The following is a 16,354-nucleotide window of genomic DNA, read 5'->3' as shown; positions in this document are numbered from 1 at the left end:
ATCTAGGGGCGGTTTAATCGCAGTACGATATTTTTAGCCTCGTAGGAGTAAGTACTTAACCTGAACTCTGGATAATAAATCTATCTCGAGCAGCTATTTTCAGCACTAACTGCGTTGAATTTGCTAAAAGTCTCTGGCTAGAGAAAATAAATTAAAATATCAAAATCATTCAATACGTTAGTAAATCTCTTAACCAGATTTTAGGTTAATTTATATAGTAATGGTTAGTAAATTGAGCCGTTCAGTTAAATCTAAAACATTAACTCAATAAAGTAGTCGCCAATTACTACCGGAATTAAAAGACTTGTTTTTCATTATTTTTAGCAGCTATAAATTTTGTTCCGTGTTTATTTATATGAGCCTCATAATTTTTAACCGTAATAGGTTGTGCAAAATAAAAACCTTGGAACTCTTTACAACCCATTTCCGCCATAATAGCAACTTGTTCTTGCGTTTCAACACCTTCGGCAACACATTTTATATCTAATTCTTCGCACATAACGAGTATCGCTTTTACTAAACTCTTTTGACGTGAAGAATGAGTAATTTGACTGATAAGAGAACGGTCGAGTTTGAGCTTATTTATAGGATAATGGGCAAGACGAGCAATATTTGAGTATCCGACCCCAAAATCGTCAACTGATATTATAAAACCCCACGATTGCAATGTTTGCATTAGCTTTAATGAATGGCCTTGATTTGCTTCAAGTGAGGTCTCAGTAAGCTCTAACTCTATTTGCTGCGGCTTTACGTTAAAATCAGCTAAAGATTTTACTAGTTTTGAAATAAAGTCAGGCTGGCTGAAATCAATTAAAGATATATTTATTGCTATAGGCACACTTGGCATATCTACTGTAGACCACTGAGCAATTTGAGCACACACTTTTTGAATAATCAAATCAGTTAACCTACTGATCATTCTGTACTCTTCTGCAATAGGTATAAATACAACTGGTGATACGTTGCCAAGTATTGAACTATGCCACCTCGTGAGTGCTTCGAGCCCTATGCACTCTCCTTTAGCATTCACTTTTGGTTGGTAGTACACCGATAAATCACCTTGTTGAAGCGCTTCATCGAGCAACATTGATATTTCGTATTTTTCTATAAACGCTTGTGATTGTTCTTCACTATAGCTGCAAATAGGAGAATTACTGTTTGCTAATTTAAGTGCTTCGCAGGCATTTGTTAACACTTCAGCACTACTTTTCCCATGATTTGGGTAGCGCGCAAAACCAAATAAAAAAGTTTGCTGACACTTATTTCCAAGTACATTATATGTTTCGTCTAACGTGTTTTTTATATTTACCAAAAGTTTATCTTTTAGTTCGTTTGCCGAATGTGTTCCAACAATAAAAGCCAGTTTCCCCACTCCTACATGCGCACACAACAAAGGGCCTTCTGGCATCTTTTTTAAACGCTTAAATGCACTAATTAGCAAAGCTTGTGAATCAATTTTAGTAAACTTTAAATTTAAATACTCACTATTAGCCGTTTGTGTAACCACAATATAAAAGCCTTTGTGATATTTAATGGTTAATCTGTTGCACTGTGTTTCAAACCATCCTCTATTTGGTAGCTTTGTTTGTGGATCTCTAAAGCGTAAGCGCTTGTTTTCTTGCTCCATTATAGTTAAGTTTTGTTTGATTAACTGTTCTTGAGTACAATCATAAAAATCATAAACACGATAATTAGCACTCATTACGTGCTGGTAGTTAGTCCGAAAAAAACTGTTTTTGTGTTTAACAATTTGATCTTGAGCATCAAGTTCATCAACATCAAGCGAAGGTAATAAATTGAATAGTTTAACGCCATGTTCTTTTAAATGTTTTTTAATATCAAACATATCAATAGCATGTTGATTAAAATCTGTAATCACAAAATTTTCATCTACAATAATCTTCGCTTTGTTTGATTCAGTAAAAAGAGCCCTGTAAAGATCGTTTTTATCTTTGAGGTAAGTATTAGCGCTCTTCATACTTTTATTTAAGCGTTTTGCCGCAACAATAGTGCGAGCAAAAGCAAGTGGAATACAAACATTTAAAGATAAAAATATAAGGCTTGTAATATACAGCTTTTCATCAGAAAGTTTAGTTGAGACACCAGATAAAGAAGATAGATTTATGTCGTTAACTATAATATAAAAAGGAATTATATTTAACACAGCATAAAAAATGGCCGTTCTGCACCCTATTAACATTAGTGCGATTAAAGGGCACGAAAACATATATATCGAGCCAATTTTTGCCAGCTCTAAATCGGTCACGAATAAGTTAATACACAGACTTGCTGCAACTATAGAGAGCAGCAGTGCATGCGCACAAAATATATAATACCTTTTGCTTGCTGCTAATAATAAGGTCGTTATAAAAAAGAAACTAACGCTTAGTCCTACAAAGTATAAAATATTAAATTCAGCAGCTTGTTTAGATTTATGAAGCGATATAGCTAGGCATAATAAAATACCGGTTGCAAAAATAATACGTAAAGCACTCACACGCCAATTAGGTATTTGCCCTGTTGGTAAATGATGGTCTTCAAGCAAAAAAAATCGACTGAAAAAGTGCATGGTAATCAATAATGAGACTCAGGTAGCATCAATTAAACATTGATACTAAATAAAAGCAATAAAATACGACTAATTACAATTTAAGTACTACTTTAAGGTTAATTTAAATAGGCTATTCATGTAACAGTTAGCTTTCGAGTGTTTTTACAGCTGTCTTCTTTGAGCTCAAAGCCACTGCATCCTAAAAATTCACCATGCTTAGATTTGCGTTTCCGCATTTCACGCCCACATTTTTCACAAATTGGATGCTGTGTTTTACATTCTATATTTACACATTGTGAATACGTGCTTTTATCAACCGATGGGCTACTACAACTTTTACACACTCGTAGTTTAGTTTCGCAAATTTGCGTGTTAGTACAGCTATAATAATTACCATACTGACCCGTTTTTGGCACAATTAATCCGTCGCTGCATGTATTACACTCTCTTTGCTTTAGTTGCGACTTGTTAAACAACGTTGAAGCGATCTGAATAGGATAATCGTCATTTACTAGTTCTTTTACAAACGCTGAGCATGCATAAGGGTCTGCAATTAAGTACGCTTTATGTTTAGCACGTGTAATGCCTACATAAAGCAAACGCCTTTCCTCTGAGTGAGTGAATTCATCTTGCTCTGGTAATAACGACTCCACCAGCACGCTATTTTGATTATCGCTAGGAAAGCCTAATTTACCTTGTTCAAAACCAATAATAATACAGTAATCGGCTTCAAGCCCTTTAGCACTATGTAATGTCCAAAAATAAAGAGAGTTTGTATGCTTTTTATCTTTTAAATGCTGCTGTACGCTATTTAACATGTATCGATATCGACTAAGTATGGCAATACTCGCTGATGCATCGTTTTTTTGAATCGTGCTTATGCTCTGCTGTACTTTTATTTCTATCGATTTAGTACCTTGGTATAAATCGTCTAATAAAATAACGTGTGGTGTGGTTACTTGCGTATGTGTGCTGATCAGCTTTTTATATTGCTCAGGGTTTTGCATTACAAAACGCCCTGCTACATCGCTAATACTGTTGTTATATCTAAATGTTTTTTGCAACATAGTAAGTGAGTGGCCACCCACCAGCTCATTAAAACGCGTTGTAAACGCTAAATTACCACCCGAAAAACGATAAATTGCCTGCCAATCATCACCTACGGCAGTAAAACGTACACTTTTGCCCTTGTTAATAAGTGTGTTTAAAAAGGCCATACGCGCACCTGATATATCTTGAAACTCATCAACTAAAATATGGCTCCAAGGCACACTAAATTCACCTTTTTTTACAGCCTTTGTTGCATGAATAATCATATCGTCAAAATCAATGGCGTGTTGCGTATGTAGCTCTTGCATATAAGCATTATGTATAGCTATAAGCATTGCGGCATAACGTTGATGGTTTTTGAGTCCACTTTGTTTTATACGTTGTTTTATTTGCGTATTAGTGAGCTGCTCAGCTCTTATGGCTTGCAAGCACTTTAAGTATTTTTCAACCCCTTGTTGTAACAGCCCTGAGTTATTTAACGTGCTAAATACTTCATCGTCATTTAAAGGTACAAGCGCCACACTATGTTGCTTTAAAAGTTTACTTATGCGCCGCTCTAACTTGCCTTCGAACCAATTGTAGTGAAAAGTCTCAAGTAAAATAGTGTTATTATTTTTATGCAGTTTTCGCTTAAAAGCTATTTGCTCGTTATAGCGTTTTTTATTTATATCGGCGCGTGTATTACCCTCTCTATCAATGTCAAAGTGCTCTAGATAAATATTGTATTTTGATAAGTGAAAATTGGGATTATATTGTGCGTTTAGGGTTATGTCTTCTGCTGAAATCTCTAGCTTATTTTTGTAGTGAGGCTCGTACTCATGCTCAACTGATTGTAAATATAACCAGTTTGAAATAAGTAGCTCTTGATAACTTTTAACTTTAAGCCCTGCAAGGCTTCTATATTCGTTATCTCTTACGTAGCGCTCATACTCAGCACTGCTTTTAAAACTAAAAATATCGACTGGTTCGTGAAGTAAATCAACAACGTTTTTCAAAAATGTAGAGTCGGTCTGCATTTGCTTATAAAGCCATGCGGTTAACCATGTTTTTTGCTGTATTTCATCGGTTGCAAATGTAGAAAGCTTCGTTGATTTTTTCGCGTCTTGTAATAGCTTTAATCCTAGTGCATGAAACGTTAAAATGGCAGGTGGTTTAATACTTAAATTGGCGTGTGCTGCACGTTTAATAAAGCGCTCTTTTAATTCCTGTGCAGCCGTTTTATTGTAAGCAAGTACCAATACCTGCTCTGGCAGTGCTATTCCACGTGCGATTAAATCAAGCGATTTGGCAACCATAACTGAGGTTTTTCCTGTGCCGGCTGCTGCAAGTACTAGATTTTTATCGTTATCGCGTATAACCGCTAAACGCTGCTCTGTAGTGAGCGGGTTAGACTCAACATTATTATAAAAGTTATCTCTTAGGGTAAGCTGCTTTTGTTCATATTTATGGCGTAATTGCGCTACAGCGTCTGCTGTTTTTGGTGTACTACTTAAAATACTTAAAAATTTTACGCTAACAGGCGATAAATGCTGTTGCCACACGGTTTGATTATGTGCGTAATTTTTACTTAAAGAAAAAACAGCTTTATTTAAGATTTCAATGGAACTGTCGCGTAAAAATTCATCAAGGGCATAACGCTTTAAAAGTGTTTTCGCATTGTTCACTTTTTGTTCTAACGTATTTGAAAAATATTTATTTAACGCTTTATTAAGCACATCTGCTTCGGCTTTTTTTAAAAAACTAACGCATGTGTTATTAGGATCACATAAATAAATTTTTGCGCTAAACAAGCTATTTTGCAGCACAGAAAAGTTACTGAAATCACTTAATAAAAATTGCTGTTTAGTCATATCTCTAAAGTGGACAACAAGCACGTCTTGCTCAATACTTACCCACTTAATACGGGTAAAAAAACGACCTAACCAACTTGGTGTGGCAACATACTGCACCATAATACTCAATACAAAAGCAGACTATAAACTAATTGTAACATACTCTTTTATAATAAATTTACTCACAATACTGGCCGTTATTTTACTAAAAATAAAACAACACTGCCTACCAAGATCTTTTATTTAAAATTTATTTTACAGTTGTTAACAATTTTAAACATCTAAAAGTACTTTCTTGTGTAACAATACGCTCACAAATAAAGGAGCTAACATGTTTAAAAAAAGCTTTTCCCTCGTGGGCATCATATTAATGCTGTGTGCTTGCACATCAGAAACAGCATCAGATCTAATTAAAACGAAAGGTATTTGGGCGGGTTTTGAGCTTGTGTCTGACGGAAGTCGTACTCGTATTAATGCAGAGCTAAATGCAGGTGATATGTATGGGTCTAACATCGTATTAAGCGATAGCGACACATTACAAGTAATCGTGCGAGGCACAGCTGTTGAACTTAGTAAAGATACAGATTTTTTAGATGTAGATTACCAAGCCTACATCAACATAACTGATGATAACGAGCCGTTTGATATATTGTTTAACCGTGATGATGAAATAAGCACACGCTCAACTGTTGAACTTCCTCATAACTTTATTATTTTAACACCAAGTAGTGAGCAAAACTTTAGCATAACAAACACAATAACAGTACAACTTGATGGTATAGATACCAATAGCGCCAGCACAATTGAGTTAAGCAGTCATTGCACCACAAATAACAACTCTACATTAATACAATCTACGTCTTCATCTGTTACATCGTCGAGTTATTCATTTAATCTAAATAATTTGATAATGTTTAATGACACGCAAATAGATAAAAGTAAGGCATGCAATTTAACTATTTTGGTTGAGCGGGTTCGCTCTGGCGCTATTTCAGGGGAGTTTGCTAGTCAAAGTTATATTCAAGCTAAACAACAGCGCACAATAAATAATATGACTTTAACGTTTTAATTTGCACGCTAATTTACTCAGCGTTAAGCTACGCCTTTATTAAGTAATTCTAACAATTGTAATTGCCTACTTTTTTATATGGGCTAATAACAATTGATATAAAGGTTTATTATGACTAACAGCACATACCCTATTGGCACACCTGGACAAAAATGGAATAACAGCGATAAAGTCCAATGGTTAGCACGCCAAAACATTAAACGCAGTTACCAAAACGAAGTCGTAACGCTAATTAATGACCTTAAAAGCACCTTAGATATAGAGCAATACGGTCAGCTTAATTACGCCGCTGGCACTTACCCATTATATATATTAAAAACGCCTAACTTTAATGCTAATAAACCAACAGTTTTAATCACCGGAGGTGTGCATGGCTACGAAACCAGTGGCGTACATGGCGCACTTAGGTTTGCTAAAACATCGGCTATGCAACACTCAAAGCAGTTTAATATTATTGTTGCGCCCTGCATTAGCCCTTGGGGATATGAGACTATAAACCGCTGGAACCCTGATGCTATTGATCCTAACCGCTCATTTTACGAGGGCAGCCCAGCTCAAGAATCAGCAGCTATTATGGCGTTTGTAAAATCACTCGATATAGACTTAGTTGCTCATATTGATTTACACGAAACAACAGATAGCGATAACAGTGAATTTAGGCCCGCACTTGCTGCCCGTGAAGGCACTACAAACACTAATTGGAACATACCTGATGGGTTTTATTTAGTGGCCGATACCAATAAGCCTGAGCCTGAATTTCAAAAAGTAATTATTGAAGATGTGGCAAAGGTCACGCACATTGCCCCGAGCGATGAAAACAACCAGCTAATAGGCGTCCCTCAAGAGCAATTTGGTGTTATTAACTATGCGTCACGTGAGTTAGGTTTGTGTATGGGCTTTACTGACGCGCCCTATGTAACAACTACCGAAGTGTACCCAGATAGCCCAACAGCCACAGATGAAGAATGTATATTAGCTCAAGTGGCCGTTATAACAAGCGCACTAAAATATATAAATGCAAACACATAATAAAAACTACAGATAAAATGCCCAAGAGGAATATCTACTTGGGCATGTTGTTTATGAAATTTTATCAATCTTAGTTTTTATAAAACTGGCTATCTTTAATTATGGTTATACTGGCGTCTTCTTGCGCCGTTACTACAAATTGTAACTTGCTAACTTTGCGCTCAATATCGTAACCATCGGCAGTTACAGTAACGGGGACTCTTTTCATCACACCTGGCTGTATAAGTGTAGAACTTGGACTTGAGAGTGTTGCTTCTGGCAAGCCCTCTATGGCAATGGTGTAATGCAGTGCTTGCTGCGTTTTATTAATAATAGTAAGTGTATAAGGGTTTTCTACCAGGCCCTCGTAGTTCACTCTATAAAGCGCATTCCTATCTCGTAGTACTGAGGCTTCTATTGGTGTGCGTTGTAGCATCCATGCAAACATAGAAATTATTAACAAAGCCGTTAATGCGCCGTATCCTATTAGTTTTAATCTAAATGGATTGGTTTTTTTACCCTCCATTTGTTTTTCGCTGGCGTATTTAATTAAGCCTTTTTGATAACCAAATTTCTCCATGGTATCGTCGCAAGCATCAATACATAAGCCACAGTTTATACATTCATATTGTAAGCCATTTCGAATGTCTATACCTGCCGGGCAAACCTCTACACATAAGTTACAGTCTACACAGTCACCTAAGTTAAGCTCTTTTGGATCGGCTTTGCGTTTACGCGGTCCTCGGCTTTCACCGCGCTTGCTATCATAGGTAACAAGCAACGTATCTTTATCAAACATAACAGCCTGAAAACGAGAATACGGGCAAGCAATTGTGCACATTTTTTCGCGTAAAAACCCTGCATTACCGTAGGTGCAAAAAGCGAATAAAAACACCCAAAAGCTCGTAATACCTGACCACTCAAACGTGAGCATTTCCATATACAAACTTTTTGCTGGGATAAAATACGCCATAAACGAGGTGGCGGTTAAAACTGAAATAACAATCCACGCACTGTGCTTAGTAATTTTTTTGCGCCAAGTGCTCAGCGTCCACTGCGATTTATCTAATTTAATACGCTGATTTCGAGTGCCTTCTATGCGTTGTTCTACCCACGAAAACATGAGCATCCATATTGTTTGCGGGCACGTATATCCACACCAAACCCGACCAAGCCAGTTAGTTACAAAAAATAATGCAAAAGCCCCCACCATAAATAGCAGGGCTAAAATCATAAAATCTTGAGGAAGGAGTGTTAGACCAAAAATAGTAAAAGTTTGCGTTGCCACATCAAGCAGCACAGCTTGGTGACCGTTATATTGGATCCACGGTATTGCAATAAAAGTTAGCATTAGCAGCCAACCTAAATTACGGCGTATGCGCTGAAAAAATCCTTTTTGCTCGCGGATATAAATTGGCCCTTCGGTGTTATAGGGCTTAATGATCATGTCTTCTTCTTTAATATCAAACTTCATAGTACTTGCTTCATAATGACGGGTATTAAGCAAGTATTTGCAACTTTCAGACCAAGCTGAAACTTTAATTACTTAATTGATATTAAAGAAATTATTTTAAAAAACAAAAACCAACCTCGCGATATAAAGCGTAATTCGCGATATATCACGAATTTTTAGCAATCCCTAACTTTCGCATTTTTGAACGTAGTGTACTCTCAGGTAAACCCAATTTAACTGCCGCTCCTTTATCACCCGATATTTGCCAGTGCGATAACGCAAGAACAGAAGTTATATGCTGCTTTTGTGCTTCATCGAGCGTAAGTGAAGGATTAATAACTACTTCACCACCCGCTTGCAAAGGCTGACTTAGCTGAAGTACCGCTTGATTAGATAAAATAGCTTCGCGTTCAAGTACATTTTGCAGCTCTCTAATATTGCCTGGCCAATCGTAAGCTTGCAGCTGCGTAATTGCTTTTTTACTTAGCCCTTTTAAGTTTTTCCCGAGCCGCTTATTTAGCTGCGCAATTAAATTAGCGCATAAATAAGGAATATCTTCTTTTCGATCTTTAAGGGCGGGTACTTTTATAGGAAATACATTAAGCCGATAATACAAATCAATTCTAAACGTGCCTTTTTGTACCATTTCCCACAGGTCGCGATTAGTCGCTGCAATCACTCTAATATTTACTTTTAGCGTATTGCTGCCACCCACACGTTCAAACTCTTGTTCTTGCAGAACTCTTAGTAGTTTACTTTGCGCCTCAAGTGGCAGCTCTGCTATTTCATCTAAAAACAAGGTGCCCTTATCAGCAAGTTCAAAACGCCCTTTACGGCGTTCATTTGCACCTGTAAACGCGCCTTTTTCATGGCCAAACAATTCCGATTCTAGCAAACTTGGGGTAAATGCGGCGCAATTTACTTTTATAAAGGCTTGTTCGCTACGCTTGCTTAGCCTATACAAATTACGAGCTACTAACTCTTTACCCGTGCCATTTTCGCCAAGTATAAGCACTGTGCTGTCGGTTTCACTCACCAGTTTTATTTGATCTAACATGGTTTGAAATATATGACTTTGTCCAACTAGCCCTGAGTCTTGCCAATCTTCGTTAAGTTCTGCAATTAAGTAGTTGTTTTCATCTTTTAGCTGCTCACTTAAATGCTTTACTTGCTCAAGTGCCTCTTGCAGTGCATTTTGTGTTTGCTGTTGCAGTGATATGTCGCGAAATACAGCTACAGCACCAATTAACTCATCATTTTGATAAACCGGTGTTGAGGTGTATTGAACTGCAAATGAGCTACCGTCTTTGCGCCAAAAAACTTCATTTTTAACTTCACGACGTTTTCCGTCAAACATGGTGCAGTAAATTTGGCATTCATCAGCGGGATAAGGTGTGCCATCAGCATGAGTATGGTGATGATATTGATGTATTTTTTTACCTAATAGTTCCTCAGCGCACCAACCTGTCATGCGCTCAGCGGCAGGATTAACAAACACCGCATTACCCGACAGGTCAAAACCGTATATACCCTCACCTACTGCGTTTAGCAATAATTTAGGATCGTTTAAAAATTGTTTTATCATAAATACACCTCGCGAAATATCGCGAGTATTATGGCAATTTTATACGCTAAGTGCACTCATTACTTAAAGCGCACTTACGCGTAAATTAAAAAGCTATAAATAGTGCTTAAATAACGTTTTTACATCTATTTTTGCACCTAGCCTTGCGGCTATTAAGTAAAGTCCTGCAAGTTTTCGGTGAATAAATAGCGCATCAACGGGCGGTGTATGCCATTGCTGAGATTGCCCACTAAGAGCAAGCCCTGCATTTTTAATTTTGAGCGCGAGTTCGCTATTTTTAAAATCAAATTCCCCTTCTGCTCTTAGTGGCTCGCACGCCATTAAAAATAAATCAATGACGTTGTTTTTATACTCATCAACTAAGTCATTTTTAAAATAACCTATGTGTGATGCCGCTTTAAGTACACCTTCTCGGTTGTTTTCACTACCCGCTTTAAATAAGGCTAAGTACGCTAAGCTAAGCTCGGTTGATATTTCTCGCGTTGCACCAAAATCAAATAAAACAATTTTTTGTGTATCAAGCTGATAATGAAAGTTGGCAAAGTTAGGGTCGGTTTGAATTAATTTAAATTCAAACATTTCTTTAAAAAATAAATCAATGAGCTGCTCTGCAACAAAGCTTTTTTGACTATCAGGTAGCTCTGTAATGCTCTCAATGGGCTCTGCTTTTATATATTCCATAGTTAGCACGTGTTGTGTGCTGTGCTCTGGATATACGTTAGGCACTTTAAAGTGGGGATTACTTGCTAGTGCATTTTTATAACGTATTAAGTACTGAGCCTCCCGTTTATAATCAGCCTCGGCTAATAGCTGCGCTTTAGCCTCACTAATAAGTGGTTTAATATTAAGATCTTTTGGCAATAATCGAGAAATCGTTAATAAAGAAATAACGTTATCGACATCACTTACTACACTTTTTGCAATACCAGGGTATTGAATTTTAACAGCAAGCTGATCGCCATTTTCTTTATAAGCTAAATGAACTTGCCCTATAGAAGCCGCTGCAAAAGGTCTTAGCTCAATGTGAGAAAAACGCGCTAGCCACTCATCCCCCCATTGCTCTTTTAACACTTCAACAAGCTGCTTATGAGGCATTGGGTTCGCGTCTGAGCGAAGTAAAGCAAGTAACTGAGCTAATTCAGGACTAAGTAGATCACCGGCATCCATTGAAAGCAATTGCCCCAGTTTCATTGCTGCACCACGTAAATGTGATAGCTGTGTGGCTAGCTTTTCAATATTTTTAGGTTGTAGTAGTAAGCTTTTATTATCCCAACCTTTACCCGTTAACGCACTCTTAGCGCCATCAACTAACATGTTGGTAGCAACACCTGTTGCGAGTGAGCCTAATTTTGCAAATCGAGAAAGCCGAGAAGTGGGAACAGTGCGAGGAGCCGCCATAATATTAAAACCTAATTAGCCTGAAAGTCAGGCTAATCAATACGTATATTGTAAGTAGGTCGATCTACTTATAGACGAGGTACTAGCTTAATTGCGCCTTCAACCACTTTCATATCAAGTGGAAGTTTACTAAGTAGCATCATTTTAGGGTCATCCATGTTTAGAGTATAAACTGGGTTAACCGCTAAAAAAGCATTAATAACATCCATTGCTTGGCTATCAAGTGCACCTAAATTACCTTTAAAACCACCGGCATCTACACTCGAATCAAGTAATTTAATATTACGTAAAAACACCGCTTTTTTCTCACTGTCGTAAAATGGGCTTCCTTCAATTTGTAGCTTTAAACGCACTGGGTATTTAAGTGCGAATGCATTAATTTCAGCGCTCGAATCCGCACCAAGCACAACAACATCGCGGTTATCAGGTCCAATGTTGACACTTAAGTCGTTTACATCAAACTGAACGGGTAAACCCATTAAGCTTACTTTTTCACTTAACTTTGGTAATTGCTTACCCAGTACAGATTCAACCTCAGAGTTAGTAAATGAATATACTGATATGCCTTGCGTGGTATTACAGGCAGTTAAAAATAACGCTGCAATAATAACTAAAATTCTCATGAGAACCCTTTTGTTTATGAATTAGTGATACATAAAAAAGCCGCTATTAAAGCGGCTTAGTAAAATAGTAACCAGCACATATTATGCTGGTTCTAGGGCGTGTTGACCTTTGTGGATTGAAATTTGTTCAATCTAGGGTCGATTTAATCGCGGCGTGAGGTTTGTAACCTAGCGGCCTAAGTCAAAACCGAGCAACAAAGAGTTAATCGTCCCTAAAAAGAACCCAAAGGGCAGCGCATGTTTGGCATTTATGCTGCGTTATCGCCTATTTATGGGGAATAACCACACTACATAGACTCTGCCTTGCCTAAATACCAAACAGTCTGCTGCAAATTCAACCACGAAAGGTCAACACGCCCTAGTGTATTAAGCTGCAAGTGTCGCTTTAAGTCGCGTTAGTGTGTCAGGTTCAACTGAACCGTCACTGAGCGCTAATAACTGTTTTAAATAATAGTTTAAATCAGCATGATCGCCACGATGTTTGTCATCTAGCATGGCTACTTGTTCTGCCATTCTAAGTGACTTATCGATTGAACTTACGTTCGCTAGTATTTCCATGCGCGTAATAAGCTGCTCGGTATTTAATGCTGTTTTAAGCGGTGCTTGATACTGACTTGGTAATGCTTCATTGTTCTCAAGTGCAGTAATTAATGCATCTAAATTAGCTTGCTCTGATTTACTTGTTAGCAATGCAAGTTTATCGTCAATAGCGGCTAGTAGCTTAGTAACCTTTGGCGCTAACGATCTAAATTGCGTGTACCCTTTCACTTTTGTTTCAAGGTCGTGCAACTGCGCTCTTTGATTAACATCACTCAATGCTGCTTCAAGCTCAGCAAGTTCTGCAACTGCTTGCTTATCTGACTCGTTTTGCTCAAGTTTTTGCTGCTCGAACTCACTGCTACGCTTGGTAAATGTTTCATCGTTAAACTGACGAAACTTTTGCCATAACGCATTTTCAGCTTTCAAACCTGCAAAACCGATAGCTTGCCATTGTTGTTGCATTTGCTTCAACTCTTGGCATGCAGCCGCTAAATCATCACTTTGTGACAATTGCTGCGCTTTTTCTATTAGTTCGTTTTTAAGTGTGGCATTAGTTTTATGAAATGCATTTAACAAAGCCAGTACTTGTTGTTGCTCATTTTTATAACGATCGTTTAGTGTACGGTATGTTTTAGGGTCAACTTTACCCACACTGCGCCACGCTTTATTTAAACGATTGTATTGGCTTTCATATTGCTTCCAATCAAAGTCATCCTCAGCAGTTGGCTGTAAATGGAGCGCATGCATGTCGTTAATAATACTTTCACGTTGTGCTTTTGATGCTTCTCGTTGTACTTCTTGCTCTGCGAAGTAACTACGGCAAGGCGCAAATAACAGCTCGATTTGTTCATCAAACTGCACGCCTTGTTGCTTTTCTTCATCTGTATCTAAACGACCTAACTCATTCCAACGTTTACGTAGCGCTTTTACTTGCTCTGCGCGTTGTTGTGGGTCGGTGCATTCTTCGCTTACTAATGCACTTACTTCTTCTAATAAGGCTTCACGCTTTGGTGCTGCTGCGTATTTTTGCCAATCTTTAGCATCTGCAAGTTGCGCTTCAAGTTCCGCTTTTATGTTTACAAGCGGCTGTTGATATTGCTCAGTAAGTGTATTAAATAACTCTTCAAAGCCTTTAAACACACCAAAAGCAACATTAAAACGACCTTCTTCAATTAGGCGTTTAACATCACGCGCTTTGCGCTTTGCTTGGCTTTGGTTTTTTTCAAGTGGCTTAACTAGCTCATTCATTGGTGCTAAAAATTGCTTTTTATGCGCATTTAACTGTGTTTTAAAGGTACTTTGTAGTGCGCCATCTAAAATATTTAAATGATTACGCGCTGCTTTAAAGCCATTATTAAATTCAGTTAAAGTTGCATCGTATTGTGCTAAATCTTCTGCTGGCGTAATTTCGCATAGCGCTGCAAAAGCGAGTTTGTACTCTTTAATAGCCGTTGTTAACTCAGGTAACTTAGCAACTTGAGTAAATAGTTTTTCTAACTTGCTTACAGCGAGTTTTGATTGTGCGTTATTAGCAAGTTCTGTTTCGCTAATAGCTTGCTTAGCTTGCGCTACTTTTGCATCAAGCCAATCTTGTTGAATTTGCTCTGGCGTTTCAAGACCAAGCTGTAAGGCATTTTCAATTTCTTCACCCAAAGCTTCAAGTGTTGCAAGTGCTAATAATTGACGCTGTTGTTGCGCTAATTGCTGCTGCTCTTTGTCATGTACCGCTTTTAGCTGTTCAATGTGTGCATCTAACTTAGTGGTGATAGAAGTATATTTTTCGTCAAGCAGCTTAACGCGCTCATCACTTAACCATTTAAGCTCAAGTGCTTGCCACTGAGCGATTAAATCGCTCGCTTGTGGATTAACAATACCAAAATCTGTTTTTTCACGTAAAGCATTTAACTTAGCTAAAATAACACGTGTTGCATTTTCAACTTCAAGTGGCATTTCAATTGCTAAACGTTCATTTTCAATATGCGTTTCAAGTGCTGCTTTTGCACCACCCTTTGCATGCTTTACTAATGATTTAATTAATTGATGAGTAATAACAAGTTCAACTAATTGAGTTTGTAGCTCTTCGCTACCTTCTTTAAATGCTTTTTCTACTAGTTTTGGATTTGCTAAACGTTTCAGTAATTTAACGCGTACTTGCAGCTCTTTTTCTGCAAACGCTAACTTTTCAAGTGTTTTAACGGGTGCAAAACGCTCTATGTATTCGTTTTTAATTTTTGCTGTTAGCGTACTTTCGCTATTTAAAACAGCATTAGATATTTGTAGCTCGGCTATATCTTTTAATGCTTGATCTTGTTTATACGCTTTCCACCAAAGTGGTAAGTCGTTCACTTTTTGGAGCGCTTTACGGCGTATTTCAGCGGAGCTATCTTCAAGTGCTAACGTGTTTAATATGGTTGCATCACGTTCAATGTCTAATTTTTCGATAGCATCAAGACGTACTTGTTGCTTAGGGTGTTTCCATTTTGGTGTAAAAAGGTGCTTAAAGATCATGTTCACTAAACCTAGCTATTTCGTTGTCTGATTTAAATTCTTTTTGTAGTTGAGCTTTTGTCTTTTGGATCATCTCACCATTAGCACCAATCGTAAATTGCTCGTTTGATTGAGCCACTTTTGCTTGATACAACATAACCAACTGCACTGTTTGTTGCTTTTGCTCATCTGATAAAACGGTACCGTCTGGCCATTTACCAGTAGAGGCACCGTATTGTAAGCGTTCGAATAATTCGGGAGTAATATTTTGTACAAGATTGTCGATGTTCATGTCATTTTTTCTTTTTTAGAGTCACTAAAACAATACGGTTTATAAGATACCAAATACACCCTACGCCAATTGCGGCGGTGTAAGCGTACCACTGCAGTGTTTCTTCTTGCGGTTGTAGAAAGTACAAACAGAAAAAACCACCTAAAAATAAGATAAGCGCCAAAAAGGAGTGATTTATAAACATCTGCTTTTTTTTAATTCGCTGTTCGCGCTGAAGTTGTAAAACTTGCTCGTCGTTTAGCTCTGCAATGTTGCTTTCGCAATGCGGACATTGCTTATGTTTATCTGAAATTGATTTTGCACATTTTGGGCAACGAATAATCGCCATACTTCTCTCCATACTACGCATAAAAAAAGCGCCTTTCGGCGCCTTTATTGTACGTGTTTTATTTCTCGTTGTCTTTTTTGAATTCAAACCAATAACTAATTTAGGGGCGATAATTTTCCAAGTTGCCCACTAAGTTTA

The 16,354-nt window shown here is 37.6% G+C and carries 11 protein-coding genes; 2 read left to right on the top strand and 9 right to left on the bottom strand.

Annotated elements, in window-relative coordinates; translation table 11 throughout:
- Window positions 1-295 precede the first annotated feature (295 nt).
- A complete protein-coding gene (locus DC53_RS22420; protein WP_081824580.1) occupies window positions 296-2,569 on the bottom strand; it encodes a putative bifunctional diguanylate cyclase/phosphodiesterase in 2,274 nt (757 codons plus the stop codon).
- Window positions 2,570-2,685: 116 nt separating this feature from the next.
- A complete protein-coding gene (locus DC53_RS05740; protein ID WP_033031006.1) occupies window positions 2,686-5,553 on the bottom strand; it encodes a UvrD-helicase domain-containing protein in 2,868 nt (955 codons plus the stop codon).
- A gap of 211 nt (window positions 5,554-5,764) precedes the next feature.
- On the opposite strand from DC53_RS05740, the gene DC53_RS05745 reads away from it, so the two are divergent.
- Window positions 5,765-6,502 (top strand): hypothetical protein, encoded by a 738-nt coding sequence (locus DC53_RS05745; RefSeq protein WP_033030990.1) that lies wholly within the window; start codon window positions 5,765-5,767, stop codon window positions 6,500-6,502.
- A gap of 111 nt (window positions 6,503-6,613) precedes the next feature.
- Window positions 6,614-7,531, top strand: a complete 918-nt coding sequence (locus tag DC53_RS05750) for a M14 family metallopeptidase (RefSeq protein ID WP_033030988.1) — start codon at window positions 6,614-6,616, stop codon at window positions 7,529-7,531.
- A 70-nt stretch (window positions 7,532-7,601) separates the two neighbouring features.
- On the opposite strand, the gene ccoG is transcribed toward DC53_RS05750, so the two are convergent.
- From ccoG to DC53_RS05785, 7 genes are all read right to left on the bottom strand, one after another.
- Window positions 7,602-8,984, bottom strand: coding sequence for a cytochrome c oxidase accessory protein CcoG (ccoG, locus tag DC53_RS05755; RefSeq protein ID WP_033030986.1), 1,383 nt, complete (start codon window positions 8,982-8,984; stop codon window positions 7,602-7,604).
- 145 nt (window positions 8,985-9,129) lie between these two features.
- Window positions 9,130-10,548 (bottom strand): sigma-54 interaction domain-containing protein, encoded by a 1,419-nt coding sequence (locus DC53_RS05760; RefSeq protein WP_033030984.1) that lies wholly within the window; start codon window positions 10,546-10,548, stop codon window positions 9,130-9,132.
- Between the two features lie 93 nt (window positions 10,549-10,641).
- The gene (locus tag DC53_RS05765; protein ID WP_008136261.1) at window positions 10,642-11,946 is read right to left on the bottom strand and encodes an ABC1 kinase family protein; all 1,305 of its coding nucleotides are present in this window, start codon (window positions 11,944-11,946) and stop codon (window positions 10,642-10,644) included.
- Window positions 11,947-12,014: 68 nt separating this feature from the next.
- Complete coding sequence (locus DC53_RS05770; protein WP_002960677.1) at window positions 12,015-12,569, bottom strand: YceB family lipoprotein; 555 nt, start codon at window positions 12,567-12,569, stop codon at window positions 12,015-12,017.
- A gap of 366 nt (window positions 12,570-12,935) precedes the next feature.
- Complete coding sequence (locus DC53_RS05775) at window positions 12,936-15,617, bottom strand: DUF349 domain-containing protein (protein WP_033030982.1); 2,682 nt, start codon at window positions 15,615-15,617, stop codon at window positions 12,936-12,938.
- A complete protein-coding gene (locus DC53_RS05780; RefSeq protein ID WP_007378333.1) occupies window positions 15,607-15,888 on the bottom strand; it encodes a YeaC family protein in 282 nt (93 codons plus the stop codon). The genes DC53_RS05775 and DC53_RS05780 overlap by 11 nt, the downstream gene beginning before the upstream one ends.
- Window position 15,889: 1 nt before the next feature.
- Complete coding sequence (locus DC53_RS05785; protein ID WP_007378332.1) at window positions 15,890-16,216, bottom strand: hypothetical protein; 327 nt, start codon at window positions 16,214-16,216, stop codon at window positions 15,890-15,892.
- Between the last annotated feature and the right edge of the window lie 138 nt (window positions 16,217-16,354).

Source organism: Pseudoalteromonas fuliginea (genome assembly GCF_000690055.1).
In the GTDB taxonomy this organism is placed as follows: domain Bacteria; phylum Pseudomonadota; class Gammaproteobacteria; order Enterobacterales; family Alteromonadaceae; genus Pseudoalteromonas; species Pseudoalteromonas fuliginea.
This window is presented reverse-complemented; position numbering and strand designations above follow the sequence as displayed.